The 17,875-nt window shown below is 71.1% G+C and carries 13 protein-coding genes; 6 read left to right on the forward strand and 7 right to left on the reverse strand.

Annotated elements, in window-relative coordinates; genetic code table 11:
* Positions 1 to 232: 232 nt before the first annotated feature.
* Positions 233 to 2,023 carry a gamma-glutamyltransferase family protein gene (locus ABTX24_RS29400; RefSeq protein WP_502891119.1) on the reverse strand — a complete coding sequence of 597 codons (1,791 nt, stop codon included), beginning with the start codon at positions 2,021 to 2,023 and terminating at the stop codon, positions 233 to 235.
* Positions 2,024 to 2,090: 67 nt separating this feature from the next.
* Here ABTX24_RS29400 and ABTX24_RS29405 point away from each other — a divergent pair, with 67 nt between their 5' ends.
* Positions 2,091 to 3,212, forward strand: a complete 1,122-nt coding sequence (locus ABTX24_RS29405; protein WP_350844695.1) for a calcium:cation antiporter — start codon at positions 2,091 to 2,093, stop codon at positions 3,210 to 3,212.
* 60 nt (positions 3,213 to 3,272) lie between these two features.
* Here the strand turns inward: ABTX24_RS29405 and ABTX24_RS29410 are convergent, their stop codons facing one another.
* The 4 genes from ABTX24_RS29410 to ABTX24_RS29425 form a co-directional block, all read right to left on the reverse strand.
* The gene (locus tag ABTX24_RS29410; protein WP_350844696.1) at positions 3,273 to 4,466 is read right to left on the reverse strand and encodes a Wadjet anti-phage system protein JetD domain-containing protein; all 1,194 of its coding nucleotides are present in this window, start codon (positions 4,464 to 4,466) and stop codon (positions 3,273 to 3,275) included.
* Entirely contained in the window at positions 4,463 to 7,819 is a 3,357-nt protein-coding gene (locus ABTX24_RS29415; protein WP_350844713.1) for an ATP-binding protein, read from the reverse strand. Before ABTX24_RS29415 ends, ABTX24_RS29410 begins: the two co-directional genes overlap by 4 nt.
* 2 nt (positions 7,820 to 7,821) lie before the next feature.
* Positions 7,822 to 8,541 carry a DUF4194 domain-containing protein gene (locus ABTX24_RS29420; RefSeq protein ID WP_350844698.1) on the reverse strand — a complete coding sequence of 240 codons (720 nt, stop codon included), beginning with the start codon at positions 8,539 to 8,541 and terminating at the stop codon, positions 7,822 to 7,824.
* A 68-nt stretch (positions 8,542 to 8,609) separates the two neighbouring features.
* Positions 8,610 to 10,121, reverse strand: a complete 1,512-nt coding sequence (locus tag ABTX24_RS29425) for a DUF3375 domain-containing protein (protein WP_350844700.1) — start codon at positions 10,119 to 10,121, stop codon at positions 8,610 to 8,612.
* A 99-nt stretch (positions 10,122 to 10,220) separates the two neighbouring features.
* Between ABTX24_RS29425 and ABTX24_RS29430 the strand changes: the two genes are divergently transcribed.
* The gene (locus ABTX24_RS29430; RefSeq protein ID WP_350844702.1) at positions 10,221 to 11,399 is read left to right on the forward strand and encodes a L,D-transpeptidase; all 1,179 of its coding nucleotides are present in this window, start codon (positions 10,221 to 10,223) and stop codon (positions 11,397 to 11,399) included.
* Here ABTX24_RS29430 and ABTX24_RS29435 read toward each other — a convergent pair.
* Entirely contained in the window at positions 11,396 to 11,821 is a 426-nt protein-coding gene (locus ABTX24_RS29435) for an SRPBCC family protein (protein ID WP_350844704.1), read from the reverse strand. The genes ABTX24_RS29430 and ABTX24_RS29435 overlap by 4 nt on opposite strands.
* Before the next feature lie 30 nt (positions 11,822 to 11,851).
* Positions 11,852 to 13,528: a putative PEP-binding protein gene (locus tag ABTX24_RS29440; protein WP_350844706.1), complete on the reverse strand. Its 1,677-nt coding sequence runs from the start codon at positions 13,526 to 13,528 to the stop codon at positions 11,852 to 11,854.
* A 106-nt stretch (positions 13,529 to 13,634) separates the two neighbouring features.
* Here ABTX24_RS29440 and ABTX24_RS29445 point away from each other — a divergent pair, with 106 nt between their 5' ends.
* The 4 genes from ABTX24_RS29445 to ABTX24_RS29460 are packed head-to-tail and all read left to right on the forward strand — an operon-like array spanning position 13,635 to position 17,710.
* Complete coding sequence (locus tag ABTX24_RS29445) at positions 13,635 to 14,417, forward strand: DeoR/GlpR family DNA-binding transcription regulator (protein ID WP_350844708.1); 783 nt, start codon at positions 13,635 to 13,637, stop codon at positions 14,415 to 14,417.
* Positions 14,414 to 15,367, forward strand: a complete 954-nt coding sequence (locus tag ABTX24_RS29450; RefSeq protein WP_350844710.1) for a 1-phosphofructokinase family hexose kinase — start codon at positions 14,414 to 14,416, stop codon at positions 15,365 to 15,367. The genes ABTX24_RS29445 and ABTX24_RS29450 overlap by 4 nt, the downstream gene beginning before the upstream one ends.
* Positions 15,364 to 17,424: a PTS fructose transporter subunit IIABC gene (locus tag ABTX24_RS29455; protein WP_350844715.1), complete on the forward strand. Its 2,061-nt coding sequence runs from the start codon at positions 15,364 to 15,366 to the stop codon at positions 17,422 to 17,424. Before ABTX24_RS29450 ends, ABTX24_RS29455 begins: the two co-directional genes overlap by 4 nt.
* Positions 17,425 to 17,452: 28 nt before the next feature.
* A complete protein-coding gene (locus ABTX24_RS29460; protein WP_160023680.1) occupies positions 17,453 to 17,710 on the forward strand; it encodes an HPr family phosphocarrier protein in 258 nt (85 codons plus the stop codon).
* The last annotated feature ends 165 nt before the right edge of the window (positions 17,711 to 17,875 follow it).

Here is a 17,875-nt window from a genome sequence, read left to right on the forward strand (position 1 = left end):
AAGGCCACCGCGCAGCGGCGCCCGAAGGGCGTCCTTGACGCGGCGCACGATCGAGAAACACTCAAATCAAGGGTCGGCGGCGAACCCCGAAACGAGGAACAGTCCCTAACCGAGGTTTCCCGCGGAAGAACCGTGTTGGTCTCGACACGCCTCCGCCTAGCGGCTCCGGCGGCTCGACCAGCGGAGGCGGCTCGACCAGCGGAGCACGGCGGCTCGACCAGCGGCCGGAGCATCAGCGCCCGACGGCATACCCCTGCGCACCCCGAGCATTAGCAGCAGCAGAAAGCGTCCCATTGTCCGGATCCCGAGTAACCGCAGAAAGCCGCCCCAGCGACCAGTCTCCACTCAGCTCGACAGCGTGCCCCCGCCGCCGCAGCCCCTCGATGACCGAATCCCCGAGCCGGTCCTCGAGCACCGCACCCGCAGGAGTCCACGTACGCGGCCAGAAGGACCCAGGAAACGATGTCGAGTGGAGGGCCGGGGCATCGATGGCCTCCTGCGGCGAATAGCCGCCGACGAGAGTGCGCAACAGATAGAGCAGCTGCCACTGATCCTGCTGGTCGCCTCCGGGAGAGCCGACGGCGGTGACGGCCCGGCCGTCGCGGAGGACGAGAGTGGGCGTGAGAGTCGTGCGCGGCCGCCGGCCGGGGGTGAGGGTGGAGGGCAGGTCCGGCTCGAGCCAGGTCATCTGGAGGCGGGTGCCGAGACAGAAGCCGAGCTCGGGGATCGTGGGCGAGGACTGCAGCCACCCGCCCGAGGGGGTGACCGCGATCATGTTGCCCCAGCGGTCGGTGACGTCGATATGGCAGGTGTCGCCGCGGGTCTCGCCATCGTGCGAGACGGTCGGCTCCCCGACCCCGGACGCGGCAGCGGCGGGGTCGTAGGTCTCGCGCAGCGGCGGGAAGGCCTTCGCGCCGAGCCCGGGCCTGACCTCGGCCGAGGCGACATCGGTGATGAGGGGCCGGCGGGTGGCTGCGTACTCCTGGGACAGGAGAGTCTCGATCACGGCCGGATCGGCGCCGTCGCCGTAGTGGGCGTCGCGGTCGGCGAAGGCGAGCTTGGTCGCCTCCAGGATCGTGTGCGCGCCGTCGGGGTTGCTGGGGTCGAGCAGCGCATCGTCGAGCGGCTCGAGCAGGTTGAGGGCCTGCAGCAGCACCGGCCCCTGCGTCCACGGCCCGGCCTTCGCGATGGTGTGGCCCCGGAACTCCGTCGTCACCGGTGTCTCGTACGCAGCCGAGAACCCGGCCATGTCGGCCGCCGTGATCACACCGGAATGATCGGTTCCGGAGGAGTGGCGGTGCGGGGTGCGTACGAACCGTTCGATCGCCTCGGCGACGAAGCCGCTCCCCCAAGCGGCACGCGCCGCGTCGATACGCTCTTCACGGGTCGCTGCGCCGTCACCTGCGGCGACGAGACGGTCGAGCACGGCGGCATAGGCCTCGTTGCGGACCATCGTGTCCGGCTCCGGCAGCTCGCCGTCGACGAGCCAGTGAGCGGCAGACGTGGGCCAATGATCGCGGAACAGGTCGGCCACGGCCGCGATCGTGGAGACTGCCCGGCCCAGGATCGGGTGGCCGTTGCGGGCGTAGTCGATGGCGTAGGCGAGCACCTCGCCCAGCTCCCAGGTGCCGTGGTCGCGCAGCAGCATCAGCCAGGCCTCGACCGCGCCCGGAACGGCGGCGGCCAGCGCGCCCGAGCCGGGGACCAGCTCGAGGCCCTCGGCCCGCATGTGCTCCACCGAAGCCCCGGCCGGCGCCGGCCCCTGGCCCATCAGGACCGTCGGCGCGCCGTCGGCAGCAGCGAAGATCCCGACCAGGTCGCCACCCGGCCCGTTGAGGTGGGGTTCGACCACGTGCAGCACGAACCCACCCGCGACCACCGCGTCGAAGGCGTTACCGCCGCGCTCGAGGACCGCCTGCGCGGCACCGCTGGCCAGCCAGTGCGTCGAGCCGACCATGCCGAACCTCCCCAGCAGGTCGGGACGGGTCTTGAACGCGGCCGGAGGAGTGTAGGAGGAAGGCACGCCCCTCAGGCTACGAGCGCGTGTCGAGCATCCTGTCGGCGGCCCAGCGCCGGGATAGGGTCGCCCCATGAGTGCGCCAGCGGTCCGGGGCCGCCTGCAATGGTCAGTGGTCGTGCCGATCCTCGCCCTGGTGGTGCTGGTCTTCGCGTGGCTCCGCCACGACCACTGGACGATCCTGGCCGTGGTGGCGGCGGTGCTGATCGGTGCGGTGCTGGGCGCGGTCCACCACGCCGAGGTCGTCGCCCACAAGGTCGGCGAGCCGTTCGGCTCGCTGATCCTCGCGATCGCGGTGACCGTGATCGAGGTCGGTCTGATCGTGATGCTGATGACCAGCGGTGGCGACAACACCAGCACCTATGCCCGCGACACCGTCTTCGCCGCGGTGATGATCACCCTCAACGGCATCGTCGGGCTCTCGCTCATGGTCGGCGCCCTCAAGCACGGGCTGGTCAGCTTCAACGCCGCGGGCACCGGGTCGGCGGTCGCCACCGTCATCGCCCTGGCCGGTCTCACCCTGGTGCTGCCGAGGTTCACGACGTCGGCGCAGGGCCCGCAGTACTCGACGTCGCAACTCGTCTTCGCCGCCATCGCCTCGCTGGCGCTCTACGTCGCCTTCCTCTTCACCCAGACGGTCCGCCACCGCGACTTCTTCCTCCCCGTCACCAGCGACGAGCACGGTCGGATGACCGGTCTGGTCGATCTCGACAAGGACAGCCACGCCGACCCGCCCTCGGCGGGCGAGGCCGCCCTCAGCCTGGCCCTCCTCCTGGTCTCCCTCGTCGCCGTGGTCGGCCTGGCGAAGGTCCTCTCCCCCACGATCGAGAGCACCGTCAAGAGCCTCGGGTTCCCCTACGCGGTCGTGGGTGTCGTGATCGCTCTCCTCGTCCTCGCTCCCGAGTCGATCGCCGCGGTCCGCAACGCGTCTCGGGACCGGGTCCAGACGAGCCTCAACCTCGCCTACGGCTCAGCGATGGCGTCGATCGGACTCACCATCCCCGCCCTCGCCGTGGCGATGATCTGGCTGACCGGTCCCCTCGAGCTGGGCCTCGAGCCGACCCAGATCGTGCTGCTGGTCATCTCGGTGTTCGTCACCGGGCTCACCGTCGTCCAGGGCCGCGTCTACGCCCTGCAGGGGTTCGTCCACCTCGTCCTGCTGGCCGCGTTCCTGTTCCTCTCGATGCAGCCTTAGGAACTGGTCTCAGACGTCCTCGCCCGTTACCTGCCAGTAGACGGGCCGGAACGCCTGGGACTATCGGGGCAAGGAGGACAGAGCGGCCATGGCTTCATCGAGGAGCTTCTCCTGCTCGATCCGGCGAAACGTAGCCGGGCCCGCGGTGGCGATCATGTCGTACGCGGCTCGCTCGTCCTCGGTGAGCTCACGGAGCTTGCGTTCCGATGGCTTGAGCGGTTTGCCGTCCTTGTCGTCGAGCACCCCGTGCTCGGCGTGGCGATTCATTGCGACCGCATCCATCAGGATCGACGAGACCTCGGGCAGCGCTGCCCGGAAGCGATCAAGGATCGCATAGCCGTCGGCGTCCATGTCGCCCCAGTAGACGACCCTCTGGGCATCCCGAACCCATGGAATCTCCGCGACCAGCGCCGTGGCCGCAGCCCCGCCGCCCTCGACGACAACCGTGCCGGCCAGCTCCGGGAAGAAGACCCGACAGTCCCGGTTCTCAACGACCAGGACGGTCTGTGGCTGGTAGGCGATGTCGTGGTCGTCCCCCGCGGTCCACGCGTCGTGGCGCCGGCCCCCTTTCGCACGATAGGTCGGATCGACGTACGTCAGGTGGACCGCCGTGGGCCGCTTCCGGAGTTCGCCCGCGAGATCACGCCCGGTCAGCCCGTTGACCAAGGACATGTTCGTGTCGAGCCACTTGGTGTGCAGATGAGGAACTGGGAGCTGTCGAGCACTCCAGTGGCTCACGTCGGGGTGCTCGGCCAGAAAGCCGAGCACCCTCCAGAGTGCCTCCCGATCGGTTTCCGGGAGACCGACGACCTTCTTGAGCGTGCCCGGGGTGAGCAACGCGCCCGCCGCGTGCATGCGTCGTGCTATTTCTTTGGCGGCTTCGATATCCACCATGACCGGTCCGCCGCCCAGGACCGCCAAGGCAGCTTCCGCAGAGGCCAGGTCGGGTGCATGGAGCGACATGGGCGCCGCGACGCGCTGCCGCCTCACCGAGATTTCGGGGCTGTTCACCCAGGCACCGGCCCCGGCTTCTGTAGGCATTCCGAGACGCCTCCACTCGGATCGCCACTCACCCCAGGAGTCCATCAGATCCCGCTCCACGATGGCTCCGCTGGTCACGTTCGGCCGCAGCGAGACTTGGAATGGGTACTCCTCGCCACGCGTCTCCGCGCAGACCGCCGCCGCCCACTTGCTCTTGACCTGGCCAGCGAGTTTCACCCCCGCGTCAACAGGTCGCACCAACCGAGCAATCACCGTGCGGCGACCTCCTCGAGGCCGACCTCGAGCTTCGGGTAGGAATGGCCTTGGGCGTCCTTGAGCACCGTGTACTGGACGTCGACATGGGGCTCGATGGCGCTGTGCTTGTCGTTCGGTGCACCAATGATGAGCTGGAAGCCGAGGCCTCGCCAGGCGCCGATGGCGCGGCCGGTGAAGCGGGCATCGGCCTTGATCAGCGCCTCGTCGAGGAAGACCGGGGCGTAGCGCGGCCGCTCCGCACCCGCGTCACCGAGCTGGTAGCGCAGCGCTGCGCCGACGATGAAGGCGACCAGCTCCTGCGACTCGCCGCCGGACTTCTCGCCGATGTGGTCGTAGAGGGCGACGTGCTGTTCGGTGTCGGCGGTGACCTTCTCGGCGCTGACCCGGACGTGGTTGCGTACGTCGATCAGGTCGGCGAAGTCCGGCGCCGTGCGGCGCATGCGGTCGATGAGCCGGGACATCCGGGTGTAGGCCTGCTCCCGGGTGTCGTTGGTGGTCGCCTTCTCGATCAGGTCACGCACGGTACGCAGCTCGCGACGGAATCGGCCGCGCGTTGCCGACTGGCCCTCTTGGGTGTCGATCCGGAGCCGGTGGCCGTCGTCGTTGAAAGGCAGCTCCGCGAGGATCTGGTTGATCGGGTCGATCCGGTCCCGGATCTCACGCACGGCCCGCGACAAGGTCGAATCCAGGTTGGTCAGGTCGTTGCCCGACAAGTTGAGCAGCGAGTCGCGCCACTCGACCTCGAGCTCGTGCAGACCGCTGGATTGCAGCTCATCGAGGAGACGGTCGAAGTCTGCGTAGGAGGCATCGGGGTCGGTGTGGAGATTCGGGTTGGGCCAGCGCTCCAGGAAGGCCTCGAACGTCTGCTGCAGCTGCGTCCTGGCCTGCCCGATCGTCTCCTTCGCGGCCTCGCGATCGGCGCTCAACCGCTCGCCCGCGCGCACGAAGACGGCATCGAGCTCGGCGAGCACGTCCTCGCGACGACCAGCCTCGCCACCACCTGATGCCCGGAACAGCTCGTCAAGGTATTCCCGCTGCTCGGCACGGAGTTCCAACCCGGACGACTCAGCCTTCTCGAGCGCATCCTTGGCCTGGTCGACCTCGTCGACGATCGCGCTCCAACGCTGGTCGAGTCGCTCGAAGGCACTCTTGGCCCGACCCACGTCCTCGCGCCGAGCGGCGGCCGAGCGCCGCGCCGCGGCGACCCGTTCCTGGAGATCGGCGATCTCGGGGTTGTCGGCGGTGACCTCGGCGATCACCGAGGCCCAGCGGTCGCGCTCAGCCTCGGCCGCGGCCACGTCGACGTGGTCCCAGGAGACCTTCGTGATCGCCTGGTACGCGGCGCGGCTGGCGTCGAGGTCCTCGAGCGCCTGCTCGGCCTTCTCGACGGCGGTGGCCGCCTCGTCGGCCTCGCGTCGGACCGCGTCGATCTCTTCCTCGAGGTGCGCGACCAACCGCGTGTTGGTGAAGCCGAGCACGTTGCGGGCGCCGTGGCCGCCGTGCGCACCCCGGGCACCATGGGAGACCTGGCCGGTGACGGTGAGCGCCATCTTGTGCTGCGCGAGCAGGCTGGGCGTCTGTACGCACACGTACCCGTGCCGCGAGACCAGCCGCTCCTTGAGCCACCCGGTGAAGACCGTGCGCCGATACTCGAGGCGCCCGGGCAGAGTGCCCTCGTCGGGATCGTTCTGGTCACGCATGCCCGTGTGTACGGCCTCGAACCGCACCCGGGTCGGCGTCCGCACCGAGTCGATCGCGGCGCGGAACGCACCGGCGTGAGCAGCGTCGATGAGCATCGTCGTCGCGAACCCGCCCAACGCGAGGTTGAACGCCTCGCGCCAGGCCTCGTACTCGGTTCGCACCTCCACCAGCTCGCCGACGAACGGCATGTCGGCCGGGGTGAGACCGGCGGCCTCGGCCAGCAGCCCACGTGCAGCGCGAAGCGGTTCGGGGATGTTGTTCTTCGCGCTCCTGGCATCACGGAGCTCCCGCTCCAGAGCATCGAGCCGTCGCGCCTTCTCGTCCGCGGAAGATCGGGCCGCGGCGTACGTGTTGCGAGCGGCCCGACGACCATCCTCGTCGGCCAGGGCCGCCCGAGCCCGAACCAGCAAATCCTCAAAGGCCTTCTGGTCCGCCACGTCGACATCGAGCACCGAGAGCTCGTCGTCGAGCGAGGACCGGGCGCTGCGTATGCTCGCGAGCCTGGTCTCGGCAGCCTTGATCTCGCGGCTGGCGGTCTCGAGGCGATCGCCGCCCGAAGCACGCAGGGTCTGCTCCAGGGCCTCGCGCTCGCTCTCGGCGGCGGCGACCAGCGCGTCTTGCTCGTGAACCGCCCGCTCCGCTTCGCGGTGGCGTTCGCTGAGGTCGGCTTCGAGCGCGCTGATCAGCTCGACCCGCTGTCCAGCCCGCCAGAGCCCTGCCGGGCTGGATTCCTCGGCGAACGAGCCGATGTCCTCGATCACGCCGAGCCGCACGGCAGCGTCCTCGATCGCCGCCCGGTGCTCGCGGATCGGCGTCAGCGCACGCACCTGCTGCTGCGCGGTGACCATCCGGTCGCGGGTCGCGGAGAGCTCGTCGAAGTGGGCGACGACGCCGTCGGCGGTCGCGAGGGTCTCGGGCTCCTCGAGCACCATCTTCTTGTAGAGGTCGTCGACCGTGGTGATCTGCTGGCCCGCCTGGATCCTTCCCAGCAGGTTGACGGCCTTCTCGCCGTCGCCCGCGGCACCGATCCCGAGCGCGGAGTGGATCCGAGCGGTGAAGTCGCGGTCGGTGTCGATCGGAGTGAGCCCGACCTCGGCGACCGAGGTGCGCGTGAACCGGTGGGCCGCGACCGGCTCCAGATCGCGTACGTCGAAGCCCGCCTCGGCCACGGCACGGAGCTTGGTCACGTCGTCCAGGTTCTTGGCGGACGCGGGGACGTACCAGGCACGGACCGCGGTGAAGCGGGCCCCGGTCTGGTCCTCCCAGGTCATCGCGATCGCCGACCAGGTGTCGCGGCCGTCGCCGCGCAGCACCCGGATCTTGGTGCCGTCGGCAGTCTTCGCCTCGTCGATCTTGCCGCGCGCGTAGGAGAGGATGTTGCGCTGGTCCTGGCCGCGCGGACGGCCCACCACACCTCCGTTGGAGGCACCGTTGAACGGCGTCGTGTGCGGCATGATCAACGCGATGTAGGCGTCCATCAGCGTCGACTTGCCCGACCCGGAGCCGCCGGTCAGCAGCGTCGCGGTCGGCGAGAAGCGCACCCGGTGGGCGCCGTCGTAGCCGCCCCAGTTGACCAGCTGCAGCTCGCGCGCGACCCACTGCCGGCCGTTCGAGCGGGCGGGGATGAGGCCGAAGAGGCTGTCGATCATGTTCACTGCTCGGTCTCCTCTTCATCGTCGGCGTCATCGTCGTCGTTCTCGCTGGCCTCGACACGCTCCGCCGCAGGCGGGCTCGCCGCCCGACCAGCGGACTCCTTCAGCCACGCCTTCAGCTCGGCGAGCTTCTCGACGCTCAGCACGATCTCGACGAGCGGGGTGATCCGGTAGCGGTCCTCGGACTCCTCCTCGATCAGCCCCTCGCGGGCGAGCCGGTCGACGGCCCGGCGGATCTCACGGCGGGCGGCGGCGTCGCCGCTGGCGACGTCGAAGTAGGTGAGCACGGTCTGCTCCAGCTCGTCGGCGTCCACCCGCGCGGAGTTCTCCCCCGCGCCCCGCTCGCGCTGGAAGACGGTGCGGAGATGGACCAGCACGAGCGTCTCGGCCCGCGAGTAGGCGTCGTCCTTGAGGAGCACCGGCACGTCGAGCTCCTCCGAGCGGACCTGTCGCTTGTAGGCGATGCCGCGGTCGTGGTCGACGACGAGCCGGATGAACAGGTCGTGGAGCCGGGACTCGATCACCGCCTGGTGGTCGAGCAACGTACGCCACTGCCGCGGGTTCTTCTCGGCCGTGATGAACCGGCGGCGCAGCAGCTGGACCAGCACCCGGCGGATGTCGGCGTCGAGGACACCGCGGTCGCCGACGAAGAGCTCGGTCGGGTCGTCCTCCATCGAGACGGGCTCGATGAAGCCTTCCGGCTCGCTGCCGTAGGCCACGGCCCCCGCCTCATCCTCAACCTCAACTTGAGGGTTAGCCCCAGCCTCGGCCGGTGTCACCGTCTCGCTCAACGCCCATCCCCCTTGTCATCTGCCGCCATCACTGCGCTGAGCCTCACTCCGCCGAACGCGAACCGTCGCCGCACCCCGTCGGCCCGGACCGCCTCGATCGTGGAGATCTCCCCCGTCTCGGCCATCCCGCGGCGATGCGCGATCTCGAGCAGCCCGAGCAGGTCGACCGGGCGCCGGATCTCCTCCGGCGCGGCCGCGAAGACCTCGGCCAGGTCGACCGGCTCGTCCGCCCCATGAGCCGCGAGATAGTCGTCCAGGTGGGCCTCGATCGCCCGGTAGCCCGGTCCGCCCCAGGCCTTGGTGTCCTCGACCGCGCTCTCCACGTCGCCCCAGTCGGCGAGCGGCGCCGGCGGCTCGGGCGGTCGTAGCTCGCTGACCGACTGGCGCAGGTGACCGAGGTCGGCGACCGGCAGCCGGCGCAGCGGCTCGACGGACTCGGCCGGCCGTGAGGACGGCATCCACGCCTGGAAGCCGACCATCACATCGCGCAGCAGGTCGTCGACCTGCCGGTCGCGGGCCGGGTCGTGCGTACGCACCTGGGTGGTGATCACATGAGAGGCGGTCTGCTGGGCGGCCAGCACCTCGGCCACGCCCGTCTCGATCCTGCGCCCGACCGCAGCCAGCTCGGCCCGCTCGGTCGGACCCATCGCCTTCGTGAACCGGTGGCGCAGCACCGTGTGCAGGTTGGTGGCCAGGTCGTCGAGGCGGCGCGGGTCACCGATCATCCGCAGCGCACCGGCGAACGCCTTGCCCTCCGGCGTGGAGGCCATCACGTCCTTGCCGCGCTGCAGGTACTCGCGCAGGACCTCGCCCGCCGGGCGTACGTCCTGGCGCAGGTCGGTCACCACGTCACGCTGCATCGCCCGGATCGACTCGACCACCCGCGCGAAGTCGGCCGGGAGCTCACGGGTCAGATGGAGGATGTTCTCGGCCTGCTCCAGCAGGGTGTCGTCATCGACGGTGTCGACGACGCCGGTGCGGTCCAGGCGGGCGATCTCGGCGCGTCGCTCGGCGATCTCCTCGGTCAGCCGTGCCACCCGGGTCAGCACGTCGGGGTCGGCATCCAGGGCGAGCCGCTCGACCGCCTCCAGCAGCGTCCTGACCCGCGACTCGGAGACCCGGGCCCGCGACCCGCTCGCCCGGCCGGCGATCTCGAGAGCACCCACCGCATGCGCGGAGAGCCGGTAGACCTCGTCCTCGCCCTCGATCTGGCGCAGCAGCCACCCGGCGCGCACCCACTGGCGGCACAGCTCGCGCGCCGTGCCGACCGGCAGCATCACCTCGCCACCCTCCCCCTCGGCGTGGCCGGTCGCCCGGAGCCGGTCCAGCATGTCGCCGATCTCGGCGTGCGCGTCCACGACCGGCACGGCGGCCCGCTCGGAGGTGAAGGTCACCGAGAGCACCGCCACCACGAACGGCGCGAACCGGCCGTGCAGGAGGTCGAGCATCGGGTTCTTGAAGGCGGCCAGAGCCCCGGCGTACGCCGCCTCGACGCGAGTGTCACTCATCGGCAGATACCGTACGTGGCAGCACCGACAACACCACAACCTTCATCACACGCGCGGACGCGCCGAGAATTCGGTTGCCGCCTACCGCATAGTTATCCCATGCGGGTTCGTCCTTTTCCTGTCGTTGTGGCCGTGGTGGCCCTGATCGCACTCTCCGGCTGCGCCGGGAACTCAGAGAGCCCGGAGTCCGCCGCGAAGGGCGAGTCGGCCAGCGCCTCGCCGTCGGCGAAGCCTCTCGCCGCCACGATCGCCCCCGCCGACGGCGCCAAGGACGTACCCGTCGACAGCGTCGTGACGGTGACGGCGACCTCGGGTGAGTTCACGAGCGTGAAGGTCGCCAAGCCCGACGGACGCACCGTGCCCGGATCGCTCTCCGAGGACAAGAAGACGTGGACCGCCAACGACCTGCTCGACCCGGCGCTGCGATACACGGTCACCGCCACCGGTGAGACCGGCACCGTGAAGAGCAGCTTCACCACCCGCTCGCTCTCCCTGGCCCAGCAGACCTTCGCCACGATCGTCCCGGTCGACAAGTCCGAGGTCGGCGTCGGGATGCCGGTCGCGGTCTACTTCGACATCCCGGTCAAGGATCACGCGTCCTTCGAGAAGCGCATGCACGTCACCTCCACCCCGGCCCAGACCGGGTCCTGGTACTGGGTCTCCGACACCGAGGCTCGCTATCGTCCGCAGAGGTACTGGAAGCCCGGCACCACCATCAAGGTCGACCTCGACATCAACGGCGCCTCCGCCGGCGGCGACGTCTACGGCCAGCACAGCCGCACCGCCACCTACAAGGTCGGTGACGCGCACGTGTTCAAGGTCAACGCGCGTACGCACCAGATGAAGGTCTTCAGCAACGGCAAGCTGCTGCGTACGATCCCGATCACCACCGGCAAGCCCGGCTTCACCACGCGCTCGGGGATCAAGGTCATCTCCGAGAAGCACCGCGTCAAGGAGATGCGCTCGGAGACGATCGGCATCTCCGACCAGAGCTCGAGCGACTACTACTCCCTCGACGACGTCGAGTACGCCATGCGGATCAGCAACTCCGGCGAGTTCATCCACGCCGCGCCGTGGTCGACCGGGTCCCAGGGCTACGCCAACGTCTCCCACGGCTGCACCGGCCTGTCCACCGCCAACGCCGCCTGGCTCTACGGCCTGGCCCGCATCGGCGACATCGTCGACACCACCGGCACCGACCGGAAGATGGAGTGGGACAACGGCTTCGGCGACTGGAACCTGTCCTGGGCCGAGTACCAGAAGGGCTCCGCACTCTAGACCGCGGCGGCCAGGCCGTTGCGGCAGCCGAGCATCATCTGCCGGTGGTTCCAGGTCAGCACCGGCCGCAGCAGCATCGAGGCCAGTCCCAGGAGGCCGTCGACGACGACCTCCTGCTCGAACACCATCCGGCTCCCGCCCGGCGCCGGCGTCAGCGTCCACCGCGCGAACCCGTCCAAGTCCCCGCCGAGCCCGACCTCCAGCGTCGGCAGGTCGCGACTGACCGCGTGCAGCACGATCTCCAGGTCGTACGGCAGCGTCGAGCGGCACACCAGCAGGGCATCGTCCTCCCCCAGCTTCGCCACCGCCCGCACCTGCGGCCACCACTCGGGATAGCGCTCCAGGTCGACCAGCACGTCGCGCACCGCCTCGGTCGACATCGGCAGCTCCCAGGTCTCGGCGAACGCGTAGAGGGCGGGCATGAGTCCAGTCTGCCGCGTACAGCCGCCGGGTCAGCCCAGGATCTTCGCGACCGCCTCACGGCCCTGCTGCGGTGACAGTGCGCCGAGCGCGGCCTCGGCGGCTTCGTCGCACAGCCCGGCCGACACGGAGCCGAGGCGGGCGCCGACGGCGGCCACGGCCGCGGGGGCCATCGACAGCGACGTGATACCCAGGCCGACGAGCACGGGCGCGAGCAGCGGGTCGGCGGCGGCCTCGCCGCAGATGCCGACGGGCTTGCCGGCCGTACGTCCCGCCTCGGCGGTGATCGCGATGAGCTGCAGCACCGCCGACTGCCAGGGGTCGGTGAGGTGGGCCAGGTCGGTAGCGAGCCGGTCGGCGGCCATGGCGTACTGGGTCAGGTCGTTGGTGCCGATGGAGAGGAAGTCGACCACCTCCAGCATCCGGTGGGCCATCAGCGCCGCCGCCGGGACCTCGACCATGACGCCCGGCTTGAGGCCGCGGGCGCGGACCAGGGCGGCGAAGTCGGCGGCCTCCTGGACGGTGGCGACCATCGGCGCCATCACCCAGGTGTCCGCGCCGGTGCGCTCGGCGGCGATCGCGATGGCGTCGAGCTGGCGCTCCAGCAGGCCGGGGTTGTCCGCGGCGAGCCGCAGGCCGCGCACGCCCAGCGCCGGGTTCTCCTCGCCCTCGTGGGTCGCGAAGGCGATCGGCTTGTCCGAGCCGGCGTCCAGGGTGCGTACGACGACGTGGCCACGGCCGGCGAAGGGCGCGAGCACCTCGGTGTAGACGTCGGCCTGCTCGGCCACGGTGGGCTCCTCGCGGCGGTCGAGGAAGCAGAGCTCGGTGCGGAAGAGGCCCACGCCCTCGACCTGGCCGGCGGCCGCGTCGCGTGACGAGGAGCCGTCGGCGACGTTGGCGAGCAGCGCCACCGGGTGGCCGTCGGCGGTACGCCCTGGCCCGGTCCAGGCGGCCACGGCCTGGCGCCGGGCGAGATCGGCCTCGGCGCGGGCGGCGGCGTCGGGGCCGGGCTCCAGGTCGACGAGGCCGGACTGGCCGTCGACGAGCACCGGCGTTCCCTCGACGATGCCGGTCGCGCCGGTCACGCCGACCAGGCACGGGATGCCGAGCTGGCGGGCGATGATCGCGGTGTGGCTGGTGGGGCCGCCCCGCTCGGTGACCAGCGCGACGACGCGGGCGGGGTCGAGGGCAGCGGTGTCGGACGGCGCCAGGTCGGCGGCCACCAGTACGCACCGCCCCTCGGGCACGTCCACGCCGGGCTCGGGCTCGCCGGCGAGGTGGGCGAGGACCCGGCGCTCGATGTCGCGCAGGTCGGTGACCCGCTCGGCCATCAGCCCGCCCATCCCGCTGAACAGCGTCGCGAACTGCTCGACCGCCGCCGCGACGGAGGCGACCAGTCCCTCCCCCGCGCGCAGGTGCTTCTCCACGGCGACCCGCAGCCCCTTGTCCCGGGCCAGGCCGGCGCTCGCGCTCAGCACGGAGGCGGCTGCGCCGGAGGCCTTCTCGGCCCGGCGGGCGTACCCGTCGGCGACGGCGGTGGCGGCCGCCTCGTAGGCAGCGAGGGCGTCGTCGGGCTGGTCGAAGCCGCGCCGCTCGAAGGCCTCCAGCGCGGCGGGATCGACCTCGGTCCGCACCACGTGGACGGGCGCCAGCACGATCCCCGGGACCACCGGGGTGCCGGAGAGGACAGATGAGTGAGACGTGACCATGACCACAAATATCTGCCCTAACCCCTTGACGAGTCAACACATTCGGGCATAAAACAACACATGTGGGCATTCACAACCCCGAAACCCACCCGAAACCACACCGATCATGAAGGAGGCCGCGATGTACGCCGAGGAGCGGCAGATCGCGACGGCCCGTCTCGTCGCCGAACGCGGGCGGATATCCGTGGCCGACATCGCCGAGCGGTTCGAGGTCACCACCGAGACCGTGCGGCGCGACCTCTCCACCCTGGAGCGACGTGGCCTGGTCCGCCGAGTCCATGGTGGCGCCGTGCCGGTGGAGGCCGTGGCCGTGCTCGAGTCCGCACTCGGCGAGCGGGAGCAGACCTTCACCGCGCAGAAGGACCGCATCGCCCGGGCCGCGCTCGCACTCCTCCCGCCTGAAGGCGGCACGATCGCGATCGACGCAGGCACGACGACCAGCAGGTTCGCCCACGCCCTGCCGCGCGACCACCAGCTCACCGTGGTGACCCACGCGGTCCCCGTCGCCGCCATGCTGGCCGGCAGCCCTCAGATCGAGCTCCACCTGCTCCCCGGCCGCGTCCGGCCGGCCACCCAGGCCGCGGTGGGCGCCGAGACCGTGGACGCGCTGAGCCGCCTGCGGGTCGACGTCACCTTCGTGGCCACCAACGGGCTGACGCTGGCCCACGGCCTCTCCACCCCCGACCACGAGGAGGCAGCGACCAAGCGCGCGCTGGTCAACGCCGCCCGCCGGGTCGTGTGCCTCACCGACTCCAGCAAGATCGGCGTCGAGACGACGCTCCGCTTCGCCGCGCTGGGCAACGTCGACGTGCTCGTCACCGACAGCGACATCGACGACGACGTCGCCGACGAGCTCCGCGAGAGCGGCCTCGAGGTGCTGATCGCATGATCGTCACCCTGACCGCCAACCCGAGCATCGACCACACGGTGATGCTCACCAGCCCGCTGCGCCGCGGCGAGGTCCTGCGCGCCCGGACCACGACCTCCCAGCCCGGCGGCAAGGGCGTGAACATCTCCGGAGCGGCGTACGCCGCAGGGGTCCCCACCCGTGCCGTGATCCCCTGCCCCGACCTCGATCCCATGGTCAACGAGCTGCGCGCCTCCGGGCTCGACGTGGTCACCGTCGGACCCGCCGGCCGGCCCCGGATCAACACCACCGTGACCGAGCCCGACGGCACCACCACCAAGCTCAACGGACCGGGCGCCACCGCAACCCCGGCGCTGCTCGACGCCCTGGCGGCCCGGCTGGTGAAGGAGGCCGAGCAGGCGAGCTGGGTCGTCCTCGCCGGGTCGCTGCCGCCCGAGGCGCCGTCCGGTTGGTACGCCGAGGTCGTGAGCGCGCTCCGGTCCACCGGCACCCACATCGCCGTCGACACCAGCGAGGCACCTCTCGAGGCGCTCGCCGCCGGGCTCCCGGCCGGCGCACCCGACCTGCTCAAGCCCAACGCCGAGGAGCTGGCCTCCATCACCGGAGCCGACTCCCTCGACGAACCAGCCGCCGCAGCGGCGGCGGCTCGGACCCTCGTCGACCGCGGCGTCACCGCCGTGCTCGCGACCCTCGGGGCGAACGGCGCCGTCCTCGTCTCCGCGGAAGGCACCTGGCACGCCACCCCGCCGCCGACCGAGGTCGTCAGCACCGTCGGCGCCGGCGACAGCTCGCTGTTCGGCTATCTCCTCGCCGACCTGCGCGGGCTCTCCGCCCCTGAACGTCTCGGGCTCGCCGTCGCGTACGGCAGTGCAGCCGCCGGCCTCCCCGGCACCACCCTCCCCACCCCACCCCAGGTCCGTGCCGACCTCGTGTCCGTACGCGACCTCGACCCCATCACCGGAGGACTCTGATGTCCGCACTCATCGCCCCCGAGCTCGTGGCCCTCGACGCCGATCTCGGCCCTGACAAGCACGACGTCATCCGTGCCCTGGCCCAGCGCGTGGCCGACTCTGGCCGGGCCACCGACCTCGACGCGCTCGTCGCCGACGCGCTGGCCCGCGAGGAGGTCTCCGCCACCGGTCTCCCCGGCGGCCTGGCGATCCCGCACTGCCGTACGTCCGGGGTCGACGAGCCCGTCGTCTCCTTCGCCCGGCTCTCACCGCCGGTCGACTTCGGCGGCAAGGACGGCCCCGCCGACCTCGCGTTCCTGATCGGCGCGCCGGCAGGCGGAGACGCCACGCATCTGACCATCCTGACCAAGCTGGCCCGTGCGCTCGCCCGCCCCGAGTTCGGCCAGACCCTGCGGGAGACCGACTCGGCCGAGCAGGCCGCCCGGACCATCCTCGACGCTGTCGGCGACGCACCGGCCGCCGCCCAGAGCGCCACGCCCGAGCCCGCACCGGCCCCGACCGCGGCGGAGAAGCACACCCTGGTCGCGGTGACCGCCTGCCCCACCGGGATCGCCCACACCTACATGGCGGCCGAGGCGCTCCAGGCCGCGGCCGCGCGGGCCGGCGTGGAGATCGCGGTCGAGACCCAAGGCTCGGCCGGGGCGACGCCGTTGCCCGCCGAGACGATCGCCCGCGCCGACGCCGCCATCTTCGCCGTCGACGTCGGCGTCCGCGACCGGAGCCGCTTCGCCGGCAAGCCGCTGGTCTCCTCCGGTGTGAAGCGTCCGATCGACGACGCCGACGCGATGATCGCCGAGGCGCTCGCCGCCGCCGCGGACCCGAACGCCGCCCGCGTCGAGTCCGGCAGAGGCGACTCCTCGGAGTCCGCCGGTACCGCGTCGGAGAGCTGGGGCGGACGGACCCGCCGGGTCCTGATGACCGGTGTCTCCTACATGATCCCGTTCGTCGCCGCCGGCGGCCTGCTGATCGCGCTGAGCTTCCTGCTCGGCGGCTACGACATCACCGACGTCTACGGCGCGGTCATGGTCGACAACACCCTGACCAACCTCCCCGACGTACAGGCCCTCGGTCTCGACCACGCCCTCTTCGACAGCGGCCTCGCCGTCTACCTCGGCGCACTGTTCTTCGTCATCGGCAAGACCGCGTTCATGCTGTTCATCCCGGCGTTGGCGGGCTATATCGCGTACGCCATCGCCGATCGCCCCGGCATCGCGCCGGGCTTCATCATGGGTGCCCTGGCCGCCAATCTGTTCGGCGTGGTCAACGCCGACGGCGTCTCGGCGCCCGCGACCGGCTTCCTCGGCGCGATCGCGGGCGGTGTCCTCGCCGGTGTGATCGCCCACTGGGTCAGCGGGTGGCGCGTCCCGAGCTGGGCGCGCGGTCTGATGCCCGTGCTGGTGATCCCGCTGGTCACCTCGATCCTGGCCGGTCTGGTGATGATCATCGTGCTCGGCAAGCCGATCAACTGGCTGATGGAGCGGCTCACCGACGGCCTCGCCGCCCTGGACGGCACCAGCGCCGTCGCCCTCGGCGCCGTGCTCGGCCTGATGATGGCCTTCGACATGGGTGGCCCGCTCAACAAGGTCGCCTACAGCTTCGCCGCCACCGGCGTCGGCGCCGCCTCGCTCGCCGCCGACTCCCCCGAGCTGCGGATCATGGCCGCCGTCATGCTCGCCGGCATGGTCCCGCCGATCGCACTGGCGCTGGCCACCGTCGTACGCCCCCAGCTCTTCACTCCCGCAGAGCACGAGAACGGCAAGGCCGGCTGGCTGCTCGGCGCCTCGTTCATCACCGAGGGCGCGATCCCCTTCGCCGCGGGCGACCCGATGCGCGTCATCCCGGCCATCATGGTCGGCAGCGCGGTGACCGGCGGACTCTCCCAGCTCTTCGACGTCGGCGTCCGCGCACCGCACGGCGGCATCTTCGTCCTCTTCGCCGTCACCAACGTGCTCGGCTACCTGATCGCTCTGGCCGCCGGCGTGATCGTCGGCGCCGGGATGGTGATCGCCCTCAAGTCCGTCGGTCGCGCTCCGGTCCCGGCTGCCGCGACCAGCTGAACCCTCAACCCACCACCGAAGGAGCATCATGCCCACCCAGACCGTCACCGTCGGCTCCGCCGTCGGCCTGCACGCCCGCCCCGCCGCGATCATCTCCGAGAAGGTCGACGAGCTCGGCGCCGAGATCACCCTCGCCGTCCCCGGCGGCGAGCCGGTCGATGCGGCCTCGTCGCTGCTGATCATGACCCTCGGCGCCGCCAACGGCGACAAGGTCGAGGTCACCGGCCCTGACCAGGCCGCCGTCGACACCATCGCTGCCCTGGTGGCGCAGGATCTCGACGCCTGAGCGAGGCGTCACCCCGGTCGGCCGAGGCGTCACCCCCGTCCCCCGAAGCGTCAGCGCGGTCGGTCGAGTTGGCACGCGGTCGTGCAGCGTCTTGAGCAGCAGCGGCACGGTCTCGGCGTCGACCCCGAACTGCTGGGCGCCGCCGCCCATCCGCATCCCGGAGCC

The sequence above is a fragment of the Nocardioides sp. NPDC127514 genome, from assembly GCF_040302125.1.
Taxonomy (GTDB): Bacteria; Actinomycetota; Actinomycetes; order Propionibacteriales; family Nocardioidaceae; genus Nocardioides.